The following is a 16,242-nucleotide window of genomic DNA, read 5'->3' as shown; positions in this document are numbered from 1 at the left end:
GACTAAATTGTAAACTAAATAAATATTAGTTCTAGAAGACTTAATTATATAATAATAATATTAGAAAGACATTGTATTAGAGCTTAATCCTAATTTTGGATCCAAGTAATATAATGAATTTATTGTTTCTATTGCTTAAAGTTAATTAAGTGATATTATAATTAGACGTTCATCCTTTAGGACGGAAGTAAGCATATAACAATGCTGAAGGAACGCATTATCATCGTTCATCTCGTAAGAGACGGAAGTAGGTAATGATGCCGAAGGAACGCACCTAACTTTAATAGAGGAAGGTGACAAAATGACTTACAGACCATATCAATGGAATAAGTTTGTGCTTGCACGTAAACGTGCATTAATTCATAAAATTTTGAATTATCGCACACCAAAGTCGTGTACTTGCAAATCAAGTAAATAATATACACAAAAATCTAAAGGAGAGCACTAATAAAACATGTGCTCTCCAAATCCTTCTAATGTTATGCCGCCATGAAATCTAATAATGGTTATCTATTTAATCACTTCAACTGATTATGCTTCTAATATCCTATATTTTCTTTCTCTATAAAGAACATAAAGACCCGCTGAAACTATAATTCCAGATCCTATCCACATTTCCAGGCTTGGGATATCCTCAAAAACTAAATAGCCAAAAACAGCTACCCATAATAACTTAGTGTAATTATAAGGAGCCAACAAGGACGCTTCAGCAAAATCAAAAGCATTTATCATACACAAATGCGCCAGGGCACCTAAAGTACCTGTAGCCAAAAATACTAAAACATGAATCTGAGAGGGAATAACCCAAACGAATGGTACAATTAAGCTAGACCAAAACAATCCTCCAAGGCCAGTATAAAATAAAGTTGTATGTGTCTTTTCAGTTCCAGATAGTAATCTTGTCAAAATTTGAAAAAGTGCAAAGAATAAGGCTCCTAGCAAAGGCATAATTGATATAAAATGCCAAAAATCACTACCAGGGCGTATAATAATTAAAACTCCTATTAATCCTACTACTACTGCAGCCCAGCGATGAATACCCACTTTTTCTTTCAGAATAGGAACAGAAAGGACTGTTATAAACAGAGGTGCCACAAACCCAATTGCTGTAGCTTCCGCTAATGGTAAATATGTTAAACCAAGAAAAAGACTAGATATAGAACAAACTAAAAAAGCAGGGCGTAGAATTTGAAGGATTGGTCTATCAGTTGTCCTTAAATTTGAGAGTTTTTTGCCCTTCAAAAAAAAGAAGACCCATAGTGTAAGGTTAATACCCAAAAAATAACCCCATACAATCTGTATTGCATGAAGCTCTTTTGTAAATAATTTACATATAGTGTCTACAACAGATATAAAAAAAATTGCAGTTATAAAAAACAAAACTCCCTTGAATACATGTTGTGTTTTATTAAGCGAAGTCATTGTTTAAGAACCTTATCTTTAAGTTTAAAAAACATTTTGAAAACTAGACAAATTTTAGATTTAATACTTTTAGTTCTATAAAATCTTATAGAGTCGGATTATAAAAATGGAATAACTATTAGCTTCCCTATTTTGAACTCACGGCAAAACCTTGACCATGTCGTTCAATATGACCAAACTTAGGAGACAACCAGTGTCCACTTGTACATAAGTTTTTATCAGTACTGACCATGTCTAACACTCTTTTACGTGATAAAAGAGCCGTATCATAGTCAATATCAAACACCGTCGAAACGTTAGGGTCTATGAGCTGTAGATTTTGTAAGTGTATAATATCGCCAAGATGCATCAGACTGTCATTACCACTATCTACTCTGAACCCTGAGTGACCTGGAGTATGTCCTGGTATAGCAACAGTGTTAACACCAGGCATTATCTCTTTACCTTGTGATAAAAGATTTAGGCGATCTTTATACGCAGTTACAACTGCCTGAGCTAAATTTTCCCAATCAGCACCATTTACTTCAACAGCATCAAAATTTTCTTTTATCCAAAAGTCGTGTTCTATGTCTACAAGGTGCAGTTGAGCATTATTGAAAACTGCCGTACCATCTGTATTCAATGTGCCAGCTATGTGGTCTGGATGTAGATGAGTTAGAAATACATCTGTGACTTGTTGTGTAGATACCCCAGCTTCAGCGAGTGCATCTTTAATGAAACCACATGTTGGACCAAATAATTCTCTACACCCTGCATCAACAAGCAAGTTACGTTCACCATTTTGAATAAGATAAGCATTTATGTTAGAGGATGAAAGCTTATTTTCGTTATTATCTCTAATAGTTTGAGCATCTTCATCCTTTAAGTTCAATAGAACTTCAGCCGGTAAAACAAGTTCCCCATCAAGCAAAGAAGTAACCTTAATTGAACCAATATCTATAGATGAAACACGTGACATATTAACCTCCCAATTAAAGATATCAATAATCTCATTCTATATGTGAACAAAGAAATTACAAGTTTTTGAAGATCATTCTGCATGTAAAGAATACATGTGTTTATTATTTTACAAAACAAACTCATATATGCTTAGAATAAATAAAAAGACAAATTTATTTTAATATAAAAATCTAAAAGATTTTCTGCTTTTCAACAAATATTTTAAGCGTGTTATACTACATCAATATAGCTTACCATGCCTGAGGCCGCATGTTCTAGCATATGACAATGAAAAAGCCACTTGCCTGGATTATCAGCTACAAAAATAAGCTTTGCTTTTTCACCTGCCTGCATTAAATAAGTATCTCTTAAAATATAATCATTATTTTCTTTGAACTCTTTGGATTTCACAAAAAAGTGATTACCGTGTAAATGCATACTATGAGGCCATCGAGTATCATTCCAAACATCTAAAATTACAACTTGGTTTAGTTTAACTGTGGCAAGTAAATATTCATAACTTCCAATTTCTTTATTAAAAGCCCATAATTTTTTATCTTCAGTTGCAAGAGTACGAAAATCTTTTTCAACTCCATCAAGATTAGCTTTTGAGAGGTTGCCCATTGCCCCACCCTGCATTCGGATGTCAATGGTTTTTGCATTATCTATTTTTGGTAAAATCAAATTAGATTTAAACTTAATGTTAGTAATGTTTTTCGTTTTATTATCTGCCTTAGTTACATTAAGAGTAAAAGCTTTCAGCTGTTTCGTATGACTAATTTCAAAGAAATCAACTTTCAAAAGATCAGCTGTGTTTATAAGTAAATCTATTCTTTGTCCTGGTGCTAAAGTAAAATCTTCTACTAGCATTGATTTTACTGCAACCCCATCAATAGTAATTATATTATTGTTTTTTAAGCTTGATCCAAATTTTAAAACACGAGCATTAGAAGCATTTATGAACCTTAATCTTGCTATACTATTTTCTTTAATTGAATATTGTGGTGATTTTTTTCCATTTATTGTTAGCCAGTTACCTATTCTTCCTGCATGAGACCAATCCATTAATGAACCAAAAGATTTTTCATCAATTTGATAATTTTTGTTTAACCTCCAGTCATCTGCTAAAATAACAATATCATCTTCAATAAGATCATCAGTTTTATCATATACAACCAACGGACCATACAAACCCTTTGCGACTTGTTCCCAAGATTCAAAATGTGCATGATACCAATATGTGCCCGATTGGTTTACTGGAAATTCATATGAAAACGTCTCACCAGGTTGAACAGGGTCTTGTGTTAAATAAGGAACACCATCCATTTTATTGATATTTTTAATGCCGTGCCAATGAATGCTTGTAGGTTGATCTAAGTTATTTTTAAAATCAATTTTTAAAATATCTCCAACATTTGCCTTTAATAATGGTCCAGGGTTCGCATTATTGTACAAAAACAAATTTGCTTTAAATTTTTCATTAAAATTGAATGTCGATTTATTTGCTGCAAGCTCATATTTTACTACTTTTTTAGTATCAAATACCAAAGGCTTACATGCAGTTAACAAAAAACTATACGGTAAAATTTTAAGAAATTGTCTTCTTGAAGTCATATTAATCACTCATGGGTAATGTTAAGGAAGTTGTAAGTAAACTGGTTAAAAAAAAGATTATTAAAACAATAATAATTTCTACATTTATAGATCTTTTTAGTTTTCTAATGCTTATTCCATTATTTATGTCTAATTTTGGTACTAAAAATAACTTGTTCAAGGCTCCAAGTGAAATTAACAAAATAGCAAAAAGAAATTTAATTATTAAAACATTTCCATACATAGTATTAAATAATGTAGAAATATCACCGATTAAAATGTATGAAAATATTAAACCTGCAGTTAATAAAGCCAAAATATAATAAATAGCATATTTCCCAAACATATGACCAACGGTTTTAAGTTCCTTAAAGTCGGGAATATTACACATTCCTTTCAAGGGTAATAATGCCCCTATCCAGTAAGACAAGCCTATCAAGTGTATTATAACTAACGCTTGGGTTAAAATTCCACCTTTTGTTGAATGACCGATAGCAATAAAAGCAAAAAGAATTATAAAAACAGCTGTAGTGTTTCCCCAAAAAAATATCTTTTTAAATTTTGTAGGTAAATAATATATTAATATAAAACCTGTAAATAAAAGAAGTGAAGATTTTAAAGCCAGAGTATCAAATGATAAATTGATCATGTTAATATCTATAATTCCCATAAGATCACCTGACATGTTTCCAGGTATAGATAAAATAGATATAAAAGAAACTAAGACACCAACTTTTGTGAATTTATTTTTTATTTTAGAGCAATCGTCTAATTGTGCAGGCTTTAAAAGCTTATGAAAATGAGAAATAAATACTAATGTTCCGACAGAACCAAATACTGCTATGTACAAAAAAAACTTAATTATTGGATTTAATAATATCCAGATTTCCATTAAAAATGTCTCATTTTATATTAAATTTTAAATTTCCTTTTATAACGTGTCCATCTTTACTCATAGCACGCCAATGAAAAAGATATTTCCCAGAAGTAAGTTTAGGCAAATCTATAGAGTGCTTTTTGGATATTTTCATAAGGGCATTCTCTTTAATTTTAATATTTTCACCATTACCTTCAGAGAAGAAATTACTAATCATTGAATCTTGCTTAATATTTTTTTGTTTTTCTAAAGTTATTTTGATAAGTTTAGCTTCAGATTGGAAAATCATTGTGATCTGTTCAGGTGCTTGACTTAATATTTCATTATTCTTGGGTGAAACTACTTTTAAAGGAGAATGAGCAAATGCAACTGTGTTCTTTAGAGAGAAAATTAACACTATTAATATAATTTTTATATTCATAACTTATTCCTTATTCTTTATTACTTATTAGATCTTAAATTAATTTGATCATGGATTTTTTTTGTTTTTGACGGCCATGTACTCTTTATAAAGGATAAAGCAGAAATTATTTCATCATCAGTCAAGATATCTTTATATGCAGGCATATTATTTGGATATTTTTCACCTAAAATTTCTTCAACACCATACTTTGTTATAAGAAACAAGTAATTATCAGAATGATGCCAAGTATGACCGGTTACATCATGCGGTGGGGCAGGCATCATTCCGTTTGGTAATCTTGACATCCAGTTTTTTTGTCCTTCTAAGTTGACTCCATGGCATGATGCACAGTTTTGAGCATAGATATTTTTACCTAATAAAATGACAGATTTATCTTCAGGTTTTAATGAAACGGAAGCATTAGCAGGTTGGATAGGAGAATTTAAATAATAGACTAAAGTTCCAATAACTAAAGCAACACTAAACAAAGATGCATAATATACTTTACTCATTCTTATTTAACCTTGCTTTTTTTACTAAACGCTCAAGCTCTTTTAAAGGTATTAAACCAGGAACTGTTTGTTCACCAATAAGAAAAGAGGGCGTTCCAGAGAACCCAAGAGCACTCGCAAGTTTCCTTGAGTTATTTATATGAAGTTCAATTTTTGATGATTTCATATCTTTTTTTAGTTTATCTAAATCTAATCCAACCTCCCTTGCTACCGTCAGTGTTGAATTTTTCGTCAAACGTTTGGTATTCATTAAGGCGAAGTGAAAAGTCTCATATAGTCCTTGTTTACGAGAAGCAAGGGCAGCCTTGGCCGCATAGATAGATCCTTCATTCAAAACTGGCCATTCTCTTAAAACAAAACGGATATTGTTATCTTTTGCCAATATTTTTTTCAATGGGTCTATGGCACGTTTACAATAAACACAGTTATAATCAAAAAACTCAATTATAGTTACATTACCATCTTTGTTACCAATAACAGGCGCATTGTCATTATTAAATAATAAATTTTTATTTTCTTTTATAACTAACTTAACTTTTTGTTGAGATGCTTGTGCTTCTTTTTTCTTAAGTAGCTGGCTCATTTCAATTAAAACTTCAGGTTTTTCTAACAAAGTTTCTAATATAAGTTCTTTAATTTTTGACGTTTCTTGTGTACTAAATATTTTTGTATCTCCATACACTTTTACAAAATATGTTAAAGAAATCAGTAAGCCTATAAATAAGGATATAAAAAACGCAAATGTTTGTGAAAGAATAAATTTGTAATAAAGTAAATTCATTTAGTGACAAGCCTTTCCAAGCGCTTTTAAACGCCAATAATTGTAAGGTAATGGAGTAATAAATCCTGCAAAAAGCATAAAAGGGATTACCCACCAAGTTAAAATCGCTCCACCCGTCAATATAAAGTCTGTAAGATTTCATAGCGGCTTCCATTGATACCATCGATACTAGGGACATCCCTATTGCTGTCTTAAAAGCTAACTTAAATAACATTTGTTTTGATAAGATTATTGTTTCAAGGATAATGGATGTGATAATGCCGTTTACAATTGCTAGTGTCATTATTAAGGATACTGGCCATGCTATTTCCATAAATTGAAAAAAACCTATTGTTCCAAAATCACCAATACAACACCCTAATAAACACCATAAAGTATTCTTAGATGCTTGTAACCAGGTGTGTATACAAAACCAATTAATATTTAATGTATTTAGTATTGACACAATTATCTCCTGTTTATACCTTATAAAGGTTACTCTAAGGGGAAGGTAAAGAAAAAAATTATGAATATTGGGAAAGCCTCAAAATTATCTGATTTAACTGTAAAAGCTACAAGATATTATGCTAATATCGATTTAGTTAAGCCAAAACAAGATAGTCAAACTGGTTATAGAAATTATACACAAGAAGATGTGTTGAAATTAAAATTTATTGGGAAAGCAAGAAGTTTTAATTTTAGCATCGACGAGTGTAGGGATCTTTTATCATTATATGAAAATGAAAACAGACCAAGCAAAGAAGTTAAAAAAATAACTTTAGAAAAAATTTCTGAAATAGATAAAAAATTAAATGATTTAAAAGCTTTAAGAAAAGAATTAAGCTATTTGGCTAACAATTGCCATGGCGACGATAAACCAAATTGTCCAATACTTGAAGCTTTATCAAAAAAATAAATTTCTTTATAAAGCTTGAGAATGATAAGAAACTTAACAAAAATTATAATGATATTTGGATATAAAAAATGAAACTTATAGCTTTAAACTTGCCACGTGATTTGAACGAACAATCACTAGGTTTAATTTTTAAAAAAATTGGAGATATTAAGTCGTGTACAGTAGTTATTGATAAGTATACCGGAATATCTAAAGGTTTTGGTTTTGTAGAAATGGCTTTAGACCTTGATGGTAAAACAGCTATCAAAGAACTTCATGGGACAAAGATAGGCAAAAACAAAATTCGAATTAAACAATCCGGTGACAAATAATCAAATGCCTATATTATTTTTTTGCTATATAGACAGTTTGAGTACAATCCACTTCCAATAATGAATTGTAGAACGTAACTTTTTCAGCGCGGGCATTATCAAAAACTTCTTTTAAAAGCTCAACAAAATCATTGTCTGGAGGATTGTTGGACCACAGCGTAAACAAGCCATTATCGTTTAGATTATATTTTATGTTTTCCAATCCCTCTATTCCGTAAAATTTTGCATGATTAGAATTTAGATGAAAATCAGGAGCATGATCTATGTCTAAAAAAATACCATCAAATTTACGATATTTTTTATTAGGATCAAATCCTATTACATCAAAAGCAGATTTAAAAAAATCAGATGAAATAATGTCACATCTTGGATCTTCAAACAAAAGCTTACCTATTGGTAATATTCCCTTTTGATGCCAAGAAATTACTGGCTCTAAATACTCAATTATAGTTAACGATTTTACGTGTTGATGACTTAAAACTTCTTTAGCAGTATAACCTAACCCTAGACCACCAATTAAAATATCTGGAGATTTAGTTCTCATTTCTTTCAAGGGGATAGATGCTAAAGCAACTTCTGATGAAACAAATAAATTAGACATCAAATGTTCGTCATTTAGGATAACTTCAAAAATATCTTTATCTAATTTTAATTGCTTTCTTCTTCTCAAAGAAATTTCACCTAAGGGTGTCTTTTGATAATCTAATTCTTTAAAAAGTTCTGACAAAATTACTAATCCCAAATATTTAAATTTAATTTATATTTTGATTTACCTCAATAATGTTTGCACTTGGATCAAAAAAATAAATTTGATGTATATTTGGCATTGCATAAATTTTTGCATCTGTAACAGCAATGTCAGAAGATTTAAGCTTTTTTATAAATAGTTTAATGTCCTTAACATTAAATGCTGGGTGACCTCCAATTGTTGGGTTATGCATAAAATTATTTCTCGAACTAAAAGTAAAATCAGCTTTGTTTATATGAATTCCAGAGTGATTATCATCTAAGTTAAAAATAGCTAATTGATTTGATTTTATATTTACTTCACCCAATTCAATTGGGGCCTTCCAAGTACCCTCTTTCATTTTTAAATATTGAGAAACAAAGTTTACTGATGACCTTACATCGTAACATTCAAGGTTTACATGATGAAAATGCCATTTATTATTTTCTTCTCTGTAGGAGAGTGTTTTTGATGTTTCTAAGTTAACAAGCTCAATAAAATTCAATCCAGGTTCTTGAATCATTATAGATTTTTCATATTCATTAATAGAATAATTTATACCACCATCTTTTAAGCTCTTTACTATTAAATCTAAGTCGTTAAGTGCTAACGTTGGGAAAGTTCTTCTACTTTGTAAAATACGATTATTACTTAATTGATTTTTTAGCTTGTATAAACAAAGCTCTATGTTTCCTCCAATAACAAAGTATTCATCCAAAGAATCCACATCATTAATTTTTGTTTCAATATCATTACCTAAAATAAAGTTATAAAATTTAATAGATTCCTCTAAATCAAAAACAGGTATTGAAATTTTGGACACTTCCCATTTCATAATTATAAACCCTTAGAAAACTTTACCTAGCCTTTTAATGAAACTGTTTCAAATTGAGCCGGGCTTGTTATTTCTATTAATTCAAGGTCATCAGAATGTTTTATTTCTCTATGATGAATTTCAGGTGGTTGATAAACAACATCTCCTTCATTTAAAACAAATGTTCCCTCTCCCTCATATTCGAATTCAACTGAACCTTTTAAAATATATACCATTTGGAAATCTAATTTATGATAATGCCATTCGCCGTTGGCGTGCTTACCCTCAACTGCCTTTATTACATTTGCTCCAAAATTACCTAAAGTAGCTTCTTCAATGCCTAAATTTTTATAAGCAAAGAAACCTCTCAATCCAGAATTAAAACTATTTTCATTAGCTCTCGTAATCTTAAATTTCATTTTAACCTCACATAACTAAATTATCCTTAAAGCCTAACATAGGTAAAATTAAATTTACAAATATATAACCAAACATTTCTTAACTTTTAAAAGAACCAATTTCTGACTTAAAGTCCATTCCATGGCCATGTCGTTCAGTTGGTTTTAAAGTTCCGTTTTCAGGGATTAATGGCTCCTCCCAGAGGTGGTCATACCACCCCATATACTCAAGCCAGGAAGGGTTTTGTATTGAGGCAACAATGTGAATTGAAAGTTCAGGAAACATATGTGGAGCAATTTCAATTCCATATTGATTAGCTAAATTAGAAGTATGAATTAAATTTGTATATCCACCCCTCATTATATCAGGTTGTAGAATAGGTATTTTTCTATTTTTCATTAATGGAAGTAAATCATGATGAGTGAAGTTATTTTCACCTGTGACTATTGGTATTGAAGTAGAGTTGCATATTTCTTCATAACCATCAAAATCGTCTGCCATAACTGGTTCTTCTAACCATTCTGGATTATATTTTTCTATACTTTTACTAACTTTAATTGTTTCATCTACCGACCAACCTTGATTTACGTCAATCATAATTCCTATATCTTCACCAATTTCTTCGCGCATGTCTCTAACATTGACAATATCTTCGTCATTATTAAAACAATGAGCAACCTGCATTTTTATAGATTTAAAGCCTTTGTTAATATAATTTTTAGCTTTTTTAATCATCCCATCATGGCCTAAACCTCTATAACACCCTGATCCATAAACTGGAAAATCTCTCTGTGTCCCATTCCATATTTTCCAGAGTGGCATTTTTTTTGTTCTCCCATAACAATCCCATAAAGCAATATCTAATGCTGACATGGCCATTACAGTTATACCCATTCTTCCTTGTATGAAAGTAGCCTTCCACATTTTAGTCCATAAGGCCTCAATGTTATCAATTGTCTCTCCTATCAAAAGCGGTTTTAACATTTCATGAATACACATCTCTAATGTCTTTAGTCCACCAGAAAGAGGATGAAGATGCCCAGTACCAATTACCCCTTCTTTTGTCTCAACTTGAACTATTAACAAATCAATTTTTTCAAGAGTTAAGAAACCTGTTTTAGGAGGATCTACAAAAGGGATATTAACAATCTTAGTTTTTATAGCGCTAATTATCAATTCAACATTCCCTTTTTATTTATAATTTTAAAGAATAACTCCTCTGTGAAGATAAATTCAATATTTAAAAAAAATTTAATTGACTTAAATTCGATTGTTAAATTTACTAAAAATAAAATGTTGAAACATTTTGTGTAAAGTATTTTTAAGGAGAAAATAATTGGATGCACTTATTAATGGAATTAAAGTGCCTCATGAGCTTTTAGGTGATTTAAAAGAAACCTATTTGGGAGAATCTGACGATACTTCGCTTAGAAATTCTCTCGAACAAGACGGATATTTATTTTTAAAAAATGTTATTGACCCTGAAAAAATAATCAGGGCTAGAAATGATATTTTTAAAACTCTGAATGAAGTTAAAGAATTGAAAGATCCATTTTCAGACGGAATTGCATCAGGTGAATCAATTAGAGATCAAATACATAAAGATAGAGGTGTTTTCTGGAAAAATATAAGTTCCACTAAATCCCTTAGAGATGTAACTAATGGAAATGTTTTAGAAAGTGTTTTCACAAGAATTTTTGGATCTTCTGCTAAAGGGTTTGATTTTATTTTTTTAAGAGCGGTTGCAGATGGTAAATTTACTGCCATGCATTGTGATGCAGGTTTTTTTACACGCAAAACTGAAAAAGTTTTAACTTGTTGGCTTGTATTTACTGACATAACAATTGATAAAGGACCATTGTTTATTATTGAAGGATCACACAAATATAAAGATATTTTTCAACAATTTAATGGTTTTGATGTTGACCTTAATAAAAATAAAAAAGCTACTATTGATAAACATCCAGTTCAATTTGCACAAGAAAGAAACACAAAAATCCTTACAGCAGAATTCAAGCCTGGTGATGCGCTTATTTTTGGAATGTATACAGTACACGGAACCTTTGAAAATCACGCCAAAGACAAAAAAATACGTTTAACATGTGATGTTCGTTATCAGCCTGAAAATGAACCTCAAGACCCTCGTTACTTTGGACATAATCCAACAGGAACTACAGGTGCTGGATATGCAGAATTAAATAGTGCACGACCATTAAATGAAGATTGGCATACTAGATGACAAAACTTGATTCTAATTTTCAAATATCAAATCAAGTGACCTTAAAATGAAAAACATTAAAATTCATGAAAGTTGGAAAAATGAGCTTTTAAATCAGTTTAATTCACAATACATGTCAGAACTTAGAGTTTTTCTGAGAGAACAACTTTCAAGTGGAAAAGAGATTTTCCCTCCAATGGATCAGATTTTTATTGCATTTAACCTCACCCCTCTAACAAATGTAAAAGTAGTTATTGTAGGTCAAGATCCATATCATGGGAAAGGACAGGCAAACGGTTTAAGTTTTTCAGTTGAAGATTTTATTAAGATACCTCCATCATTACAAAATATTTATAAAGAATTATTTACAGATTTAAGGTTAACTTCTCCTCAGAGTGGAAACTTAAGAAATTGGGCAAAACAAGGAGTTTTATTACTGAATAGTAGTTTAACAGTAGAAAAAGGTTTGCCAGGATCACATCAAGGTAAAGGCTGGGAAATCTTCACTACAGAAGTTTTGAAAGTAATTAATATAAAAAAAAATAATATTGTTTTCATATTATGGGGTAAAAAAGCTCAAGAAAAAGGTGAATTCTTAGATAGAAAACGACATTTAGTTATTGAAAGCACTCATCCTTCTCCATTTTCTGCTCATAATGGTTTTTTAGGTTCAAAACCTTTTTCAAAAACTAATAAGTATCTAACTGAGAGAAATATAAAACCTATTGATTGGCAATTATGATTATGAGCATGACTTATATAAAATTTATTTTTTTGTTGAACAAAATTTTTATTAGAAAAAGGCTGAACTAGATGAACGAAGAGAATAATTCTCAAGGCATAATATTAGTACTGGTTTCAATGGCTTTATTTTCTTTTCAAGACGCATTAATAAAACTTGTTTTTGAAAAAGCTGCATTGTACGAAATTTACTTCGGTAGAATTTTCATAGCTAGCGTTATACTTGGAGCTTATTTATTCTTTAAAAAACAAAAAATAAAGTTTAAAACAGAATATCCCTTTTTGACAGTAATAAGAGTAGTATTACACTTCTTTGCATTCAGTTTTTTCTTTATTTCACTAACTTATATGTCACTTGCCATGGCAAATGCGCTCTTTTTTTCAAGCCCTTTTTTTATATCAATATTTGCAAAGTTTTTCTTAAAAGAACAAATTGGTATTAGAAGATGGTCTGCTATATTTTTAGGATTTATTGGAATTTATATAGTCTTAAATCCAGACTTCTCAGAATTTGAGTATAAAAATTTATTACCAGTCTTGTGCGCTTTTTTCTATGCAATATCAATGACTATTACTAAAATCACTTCTGATAAGGACAACCTTTATACCCAATTATTTTACTTTTACACTTTGGCAATTGGATTATGTTTAATAATATTTATCTTTTTTGGTTCAGGTGAATTTAATAAATACAATGATCCTACAATGCAATTTATTTTTAGAGAATGGTTTAGTAATACGACTTATGCCTGGAAATATATTTTAATAATGGGAGCAACAGCTTCAATATCCTTTGTCTGTATATTTAAAGCATATAGTTCTTATTCCCCATCAGTTGTTTCACTATTTGAATATTCATTAATCATTTGGTCAATAATAATTGGGTACTTGTTATTTAGTGAAATTCCTACATTAAGAACATTTATAGGTATAAGTTTAATTATTAGTGCTGGTATATATATATTTGTTAGAGAACGCATAAGGAAACAAGATATTACTTTGAAATTTCCTAAAAGAAGATAAAAAGCTTTACACTAAAATTAAATTTTAACTATTATTAATAACAATCTATTCCAAGTTAGTAATATGTTAGAGATAATTATGGATAACAAGAACCCAGGAATAAAGTCTTTTTATAATTTTATTGATGCTTTTAATACTGTTGATAAAAATCAAATCATACAAAATTTGCATTTTCCTCATGTAACACACTCAAATGGGAACGAACCCATAATATATCAAAATGGGGATGTTTTTTGGGAATCCTTACAAATACAATTTGATCAAATGATTAAACTAGAAGAGTGGAGTTATTCAACTTTAGATAAATGTGAGATAATTAATGAGACAGACAAAACTTTACAATGTCTGGTTGAATTTAATAGGAGAACAAAAAATAAAAAAAGTTATGGAACAGCAAAAGGAATTTGGGTTGCAACTTTAATTGAAAATATTTGGGCATTGCAGATGAGGTCAATGATACCTGTTTCAGGAAAAATAAGTTCGCTTGCTGGGACAAAAATGTCTGATGGAAATTTAGTTGATAGACCTTAATGATTTAAAATTTGTTGGAAATAATTTAAAACGCCCAGAATGTGTTTTAGTTGATAAAGAAGAAACCTTACACGTCGCTGATTGGCGTGGTGGAGTTACTTTAATTTATAAGAATGGTTTCCAAAAAACTATTCTGGCAAATGGAAATTTTAAACCAAAACCGAATGGAATAGCTATCCATCCAGATGGAGGCTGGCTTATAACTCATTTAGGCGATGAAGATGGTGGCGTTTACAAACTAAATTTAAACGGCAATCTGACACCTTATCTATTAGAGGTAAATGGGAAATTACTACCACCAACAAATTATGTCCATATTGATAATTTAGGACGAGTTTGGGTTACAGTAAGCACACGCTTAATACCTAGAATTTTAGGTTGTAAACCAAATTTTAAAGATGGTTTCATTATTTTAATTGATGAAGAAAAACCAAGAATTGTAGCTGATAATTTAGGTTTTACTAATGAATGTTTAATTCATCCCGTTACTGGTGATTTATATGTAAATGAAACATTTTCAAGATGTTTGTCAAAATTCAGCGTTACATCAAATGGACGTCTTCTTAATAAAAAAACAGTTGTAGAATTTGGTATTGGTGAATTTCCAGATGGCTTTGCTTTTGACATTGAAGGCGGAATTTGGGTAACTTGTGTTGTAAGCAACAAACTAATTCGAATTTCTTCAAATGGTGAAAGAGAAGTTATTATAAATGACAGTGATGTCAGCCATGTAAATTATGTTGAAGAAGCATATCAAAAGAGTATTTTAGAAAGAAAGCATTTAGATAATATCGTAAGTACTAAACTTAGAAACATCTCAAGTATTTGTTTTGGAGGATCTGATTTAAAGACTGTATTTCTTGGATGTTTGTTGGGTGATAAAATAGCAACATTTAAATCAGAAATAGCAGGTCTTCAACCAACACATTGGAACCCAAAAAAGCTAATCAACAAGAGTTTCCCTTAATTTTAAAAAATAGAAAAATCAAAATGATTAAACTTACTCAAAACATTATCTCAATATTAGTACTTGTATTATTATCTAATTATTCTTTTGGAAAAAATATAAGTAAATCAATTAGAATTATTGACGGTGACACAATAGTGCTTAATTCGAAGAAAATAAGATTTCATGGAATTGATACACCTGAAACTCATCAAAAATGCAAAAACGACAAAGGCATTTTGTACGCTTGCGGATTAAGAGCTACAAAAGAATTAAGAAAAATAATTGGAACAAATAAGGTGATTTGCCAAAAGAAAACAACTGATAGGTATCGCAGATCAATTTCAGTATGTTTTGTTAATGGTAAGGATATTAATTCATTAATGGTTAAAAGTGGATGGGCTTTAGCATATAGAAAATACTCTAACGACTATATAAAAGAAGAAGAAGAAGCAAAAAAAAAGAAAATTGGTTTATGGGCTGGTCAATTCATACCACCATGGAAATGGAGAAGGTTAAAAAGATAATTTAATATGTTATCTCCATTGAGGTCCAGAAAACCAAGCAACTAAAGATTTTCTGACACCTGATGTAACTGGTGTAACTCTGTGACGAAGATATGAAGGGAATATAATTATAGTCCCTTTTAATTTAAAATTAGTATTAGTTTCAAGCTCAGCAAACTCAAAATTACCACCATCATATTCGTTTTCATTACTAAGTTGTACTGTTATAGATATTTTTCTATCAATATCTATTTGTCCATTCCAATTAACATCTTGGTGCCAATCATAATGACCATTATCTTCAGAACAATATTCTGTAAACTGAACTTCTGAATTATTTTCAACATTAATTTTAAAAGATTTATTATTAACTTTAAGTATATATTCCCATAATAAATTTTTAATCCAATCTTCTGACAACCAACATATTTTGCTTTTCCTAATATCCTCAGAAGGGATTTTAGAAGAAAACGTAGATGCATTTAATAATGATTGATTACTTACAATGTCTAAAATTTTATTTATTTGAATATCTGTAAAAGCAGAAGGAAAGATTTGATAAAGTTCACGCATCTAATTTAGCAACTAATATAAATGATTTTCA

General features: G+C 30.1%; 20 protein-coding genes, 1 pseudogene and 2 riboswitches. Of the genes and pseudogenes, 8 read left to right on the top strand and 13 right to left on the bottom strand.

Translation table 11 applies throughout. The features are described 5' to 3' along the window. The first annotated feature begins 164 nt into the window (after window positions 1–164). A riboswitch (Glutamine riboswitch) is annotated at window positions 165–219 on the top strand. 3 nt (window positions 220–222) lie between these two features. Beyond that, a riboswitch (Glutamine riboswitch) is annotated at window positions 223–275 on the top strand. Window positions 276–531: 256 nt separating this feature from the next. From ABXT66_RS03480 to ABXT66_RS03445, 8 genes and pseudogenes are all read right to left on the bottom strand, one after another. After that, a complete protein-coding gene (locus tag ABXT66_RS03480; protein ID WP_443644274.1) occupies window positions 532–1,422 on the bottom strand; it encodes a DMT family transporter in 891 nt (296 codons plus the stop codon). A 127-nt stretch (window positions 1,423–1,549) separates the two neighbouring features. Further along, window positions 1,550–2,380, bottom strand: a complete 831-nt coding sequence (locus ABXT66_RS03475; RefSeq protein ID WP_443644273.1) for an MBL fold metallo-hydrolase — start codon at window positions 2,378–2,380, stop codon at window positions 1,550–1,552. 212 nt (window positions 2,381–2,592) lie between these two features. After that, window positions 2,593–3,975 (bottom strand): multicopper oxidase family protein, encoded by a 1,383-nt coding sequence (locus ABXT66_RS03470; RefSeq protein WP_443644272.1) that lies wholly within the window; start codon window positions 3,973–3,975, stop codon window positions 2,593–2,595. Between the two features lies 1 nt (window position 3,976). Continuing rightward, entirely contained in the window at window positions 3,977–4,846 is an 870-nt protein-coding gene (locus ABXT66_RS03465; RefSeq protein ID WP_443644271.1) for a copper resistance D family protein, read from the bottom strand. A 10-nt stretch (window positions 4,847–4,856) separates the two neighbouring features. Beyond that, complete coding sequence (locus ABXT66_RS03460; protein ID WP_443644270.1) at window positions 4,857–5,252, bottom strand: copper resistance CopC family protein; 396 nt, start codon at window positions 5,250–5,252, stop codon at window positions 4,857–4,859. 20 nt (window positions 5,253–5,272) lie between these two features. Next, the gene (locus ABXT66_RS03455) at window positions 5,273–5,746 is read right to left on the bottom strand and encodes a c-type cytochrome (RefSeq protein WP_443644269.1); all 474 of its coding nucleotides are present in this window, start codon (window positions 5,744–5,746) and stop codon (window positions 5,273–5,275) included. Continuing rightward, window positions 5,739–6,428, bottom strand: a complete 690-nt coding sequence (locus ABXT66_RS03450; protein ID WP_443644718.1) for a DsbA family protein — start codon at window positions 6,426–6,428, stop codon at window positions 5,739–5,741. Before ABXT66_RS03450 ends, ABXT66_RS03455 begins: the two co-directional genes overlap by 8 nt. A gap of 99 nt (window positions 6,429–6,527) precedes the next feature. After that, window positions 6,528–6,972, bottom strand: a pseudogene (locus tag ABXT66_RS03445) (DUF4396 domain-containing protein). 60 nt (window positions 6,973–7,032) lie between these two features. Between ABXT66_RS03445 and ABXT66_RS03440 the strand changes: the two are divergent. Both ABXT66_RS03440 and ABXT66_RS03435 read left to right on the top strand, forming a co-directional pair. After that, entirely contained in the window at window positions 7,033–7,422 is a 390-nt protein-coding gene (locus tag ABXT66_RS03440) for a MerR family DNA-binding protein (RefSeq protein WP_443644268.1), read from the top strand. 68 nt (window positions 7,423–7,490) lie between these two features. Further along, on the top strand, window positions 7,491–7,733 hold the full coding sequence (locus ABXT66_RS03435) for an RNA recognition motif domain-containing protein (RefSeq protein WP_443644267.1): 243 nt from the start codon (window positions 7,491–7,493) through the stop codon (window positions 7,731–7,733). A gap of 13 nt (window positions 7,734–7,746) precedes the next feature. Here the strand turns inward: ABXT66_RS03435 and ABXT66_RS03430 are convergent, their stop codons facing one another. The 4 genes from ABXT66_RS03430 to ABXT66_RS03415 form a co-directional block, all read right to left on the bottom strand. Then, entirely contained in the window at window positions 7,747–8,460 is a 714-nt protein-coding gene (locus tag ABXT66_RS03430) for a spermidine synthase (RefSeq protein ID WP_443644266.1), read from the bottom strand. A gap of 25 nt (window positions 8,461–8,485) precedes the next feature. Continuing rightward, window positions 8,486–9,295 (bottom strand): hypothetical protein, encoded by an 810-nt coding sequence (locus ABXT66_RS03425; protein WP_443644265.1) that lies wholly within the window; start codon window positions 9,293–9,295, stop codon window positions 8,486–8,488. 26 nt (window positions 9,296–9,321) lie between these two features. Then, window positions 9,322–9,693: a cupin domain-containing protein gene (locus ABXT66_RS03420; RefSeq protein WP_443644264.1), complete on the bottom strand. Its 372-nt coding sequence runs from the start codon at window positions 9,691–9,693 to the stop codon at window positions 9,322–9,324. A gap of 79 nt (window positions 9,694–9,772) precedes the next feature. Next, window positions 9,773–10,849, bottom strand: coding sequence for a mandelate racemase/muconate lactonizing enzyme family protein (locus ABXT66_RS03415; RefSeq protein ID WP_443644263.1), 1,077 nt, complete (start codon window positions 10,847–10,849; stop codon window positions 9,773–9,775). 160 nt (window positions 10,850–11,009) lie between these two features. Between ABXT66_RS03415 and ABXT66_RS03410 the strand changes: the two genes are divergently transcribed. The 6 genes from ABXT66_RS03410 to ABXT66_RS03385 all read left to right on the top strand — a co-directional run bounded on the left by ABXT66_RS03410 (window position 11,010) and on the right by ABXT66_RS03385 (window position 15,659). Further along, window positions 11,010–11,912 carry a phytanoyl-CoA dioxygenase family protein gene (locus ABXT66_RS03410; RefSeq protein WP_443644262.1) on the top strand — a complete coding sequence of 301 codons (903 nt, stop codon included), beginning with the start codon at window positions 11,010–11,012 and terminating at the stop codon, window positions 11,910–11,912. Between the two features lie 46 nt (window positions 11,913–11,958). After that, a complete protein-coding gene (ung, locus tag ABXT66_RS03405) occupies window positions 11,959–12,633 on the top strand; it encodes a uracil-DNA glycosylase (RefSeq protein ID WP_443644261.1) in 675 nt (224 codons plus the stop codon). A gap of 71 nt (window positions 12,634–12,704) precedes the next feature. Continuing rightward, window positions 12,705–13,655 (top strand): DMT family transporter, encoded by a 951-nt coding sequence (locus ABXT66_RS03400; RefSeq protein WP_443644260.1) that lies wholly within the window; start codon window positions 12,705–12,707, stop codon window positions 13,653–13,655. Between the two features lie 78 nt (window positions 13,656–13,733). Then, window positions 13,734–14,186, top strand: coding sequence for a hypothetical protein (locus ABXT66_RS03395; protein WP_443644259.1), 453 nt, complete (start codon window positions 13,734–13,736; stop codon window positions 14,184–14,186). Then, a complete protein-coding gene (locus ABXT66_RS03390) occupies window positions 14,173–15,153 on the top strand; it encodes an SMP-30/gluconolactonase/LRE family protein (RefSeq protein ID WP_443644258.1) in 981 nt (326 codons plus the stop codon). The genes ABXT66_RS03395 and ABXT66_RS03390 overlap by 14 nt, the downstream gene beginning before the upstream one ends. 23 nt (window positions 15,154–15,176) lie before the next feature. Continuing rightward, entirely contained in the window at window positions 15,177–15,659 is a 483-nt protein-coding gene (locus tag ABXT66_RS03385) for a thermonuclease family protein (protein WP_443644257.1), read from the top strand. A gap of 9 nt (window positions 15,660–15,668) precedes the next feature. Here ABXT66_RS03385 and ABXT66_RS03380 read toward each other — a convergent pair whose 3' ends face one another. Further along, the gene (locus ABXT66_RS03380) at window positions 15,669–16,211 is read right to left on the bottom strand and encodes a 2OG-Fe(II) oxygenase (RefSeq protein WP_443644256.1); all 543 of its coding nucleotides are present in this window, start codon (window positions 16,209–16,211) and stop codon (window positions 15,669–15,671) included. Window positions 16,212–16,242 lie beyond the last annotated feature (31 nt).

This window comes from Candidatus Levibacter sp. Uisw_134_01 (genome assembly GCF_047717795.1).
Taxonomy (GTDB): domain Bacteria; phylum Pseudomonadota; class Alphaproteobacteria; order Puniceispirillales; family Marisalimonadaceae; genus Marisalimonas.
Note: the sequence above shows the minus strand (reverse complement) of the source record. Positions and strands in the feature narration are given on the sequence as shown.

What these genes read in the sequence shown, in the direction of transcription:
- ABXT66_RS03480 (WP_443644274.1), bottom strand. Translation starts at nt 1,422, where the DNA reads ATGACTTCGCTTAATAAAACACAACATGTATTCAAGGGAGTTTTGTTT.
- ABXT66_RS03420 (WP_443644264.1), bottom strand. Translation starts at nt 9,693, where the DNA reads ATGAAATTTAAGATTACGAGAGCTAATGAAAATAGTTTTAATTCTGGA.
- ABXT66_RS03440 (WP_443644268.1), top strand. Translation starts at nt 7,033, where the DNA reads ATGAATATTGGGAAAGCCTCAAAATTATCTGATTTAACTGTAAAAGCT.
- ung (WP_443644261.1), top strand. Translation starts at nt 11,959, where the DNA reads ATGAAAAACATTAAAATTCATGAAAGTTGGAAAAATGAGCTTTTAAAT.
- ABXT66_RS03475 (WP_443644273.1), bottom strand. Translation starts at nt 2,380, where the DNA reads ATGTCACGTGTTTCATCTATAGATATTGGTTCAATTAAGGTTACTTCT.
- ABXT66_RS03470 (WP_443644272.1), bottom strand. Translation starts at nt 3,975, where the DNA reads ATGACTTCAAGAAGACAATTTCTTAAAATTTTACCGTATAGTTTTTTG.
- ABXT66_RS03385 (WP_443644257.1), top strand. Translation starts at nt 15,177, where the DNA reads ATGATTAAACTTACTCAAAACATTATCTCAATATTAGTACTTGTATTA.
- ABXT66_RS03435 (WP_443644267.1), top strand. Translation starts at nt 7,491, where the DNA reads ATGAAACTTATAGCTTTAAACTTGCCACGTGATTTGAACGAACAATCA.
- ABXT66_RS03465 (WP_443644271.1), bottom strand. Translation starts at nt 4,846, where the DNA reads ATGGAAATCTGGATATTATTAAATCCAATAATTAAGTTTTTTTTGTAC.
- ABXT66_RS03425 (WP_443644265.1), bottom strand. Translation starts at nt 9,295, where the DNA reads ATGAAATGGGAAGTGTCCAAAATTTCAATACCTGTTTTTGATTTAGAG.
- ABXT66_RS03400 (WP_443644260.1), top strand. Translation starts at nt 12,705, where the DNA reads ATGAACGAAGAGAATAATTCTCAAGGCATAATATTAGTACTGGTTTCA.
- ABXT66_RS03380 (WP_443644256.1), bottom strand. Translation starts at nt 16,211, where the DNA reads ATGCGTGAACTTTATCAAATCTTTCCTTCTGCTTTTACAGATATTCAA.
- ABXT66_RS03460 (WP_443644270.1), bottom strand. Translation starts at nt 5,252, where the DNA reads ATGAATATAAAAATTATATTAATAGTGTTAATTTTCTCTCTAAAGAAC.
- ABXT66_RS03455 (WP_443644269.1), bottom strand. Translation starts at nt 5,746, where the DNA reads ATGAGTAAAGTATATTATGCATCTTTGTTTAGTGTTGCTTTAGTTATT.
- ABXT66_RS03395 (WP_443644259.1), top strand. Translation starts at nt 13,734, where the DNA reads ATGGATAACAAGAACCCAGGAATAAAGTCTTTTTATAATTTTATTGAT.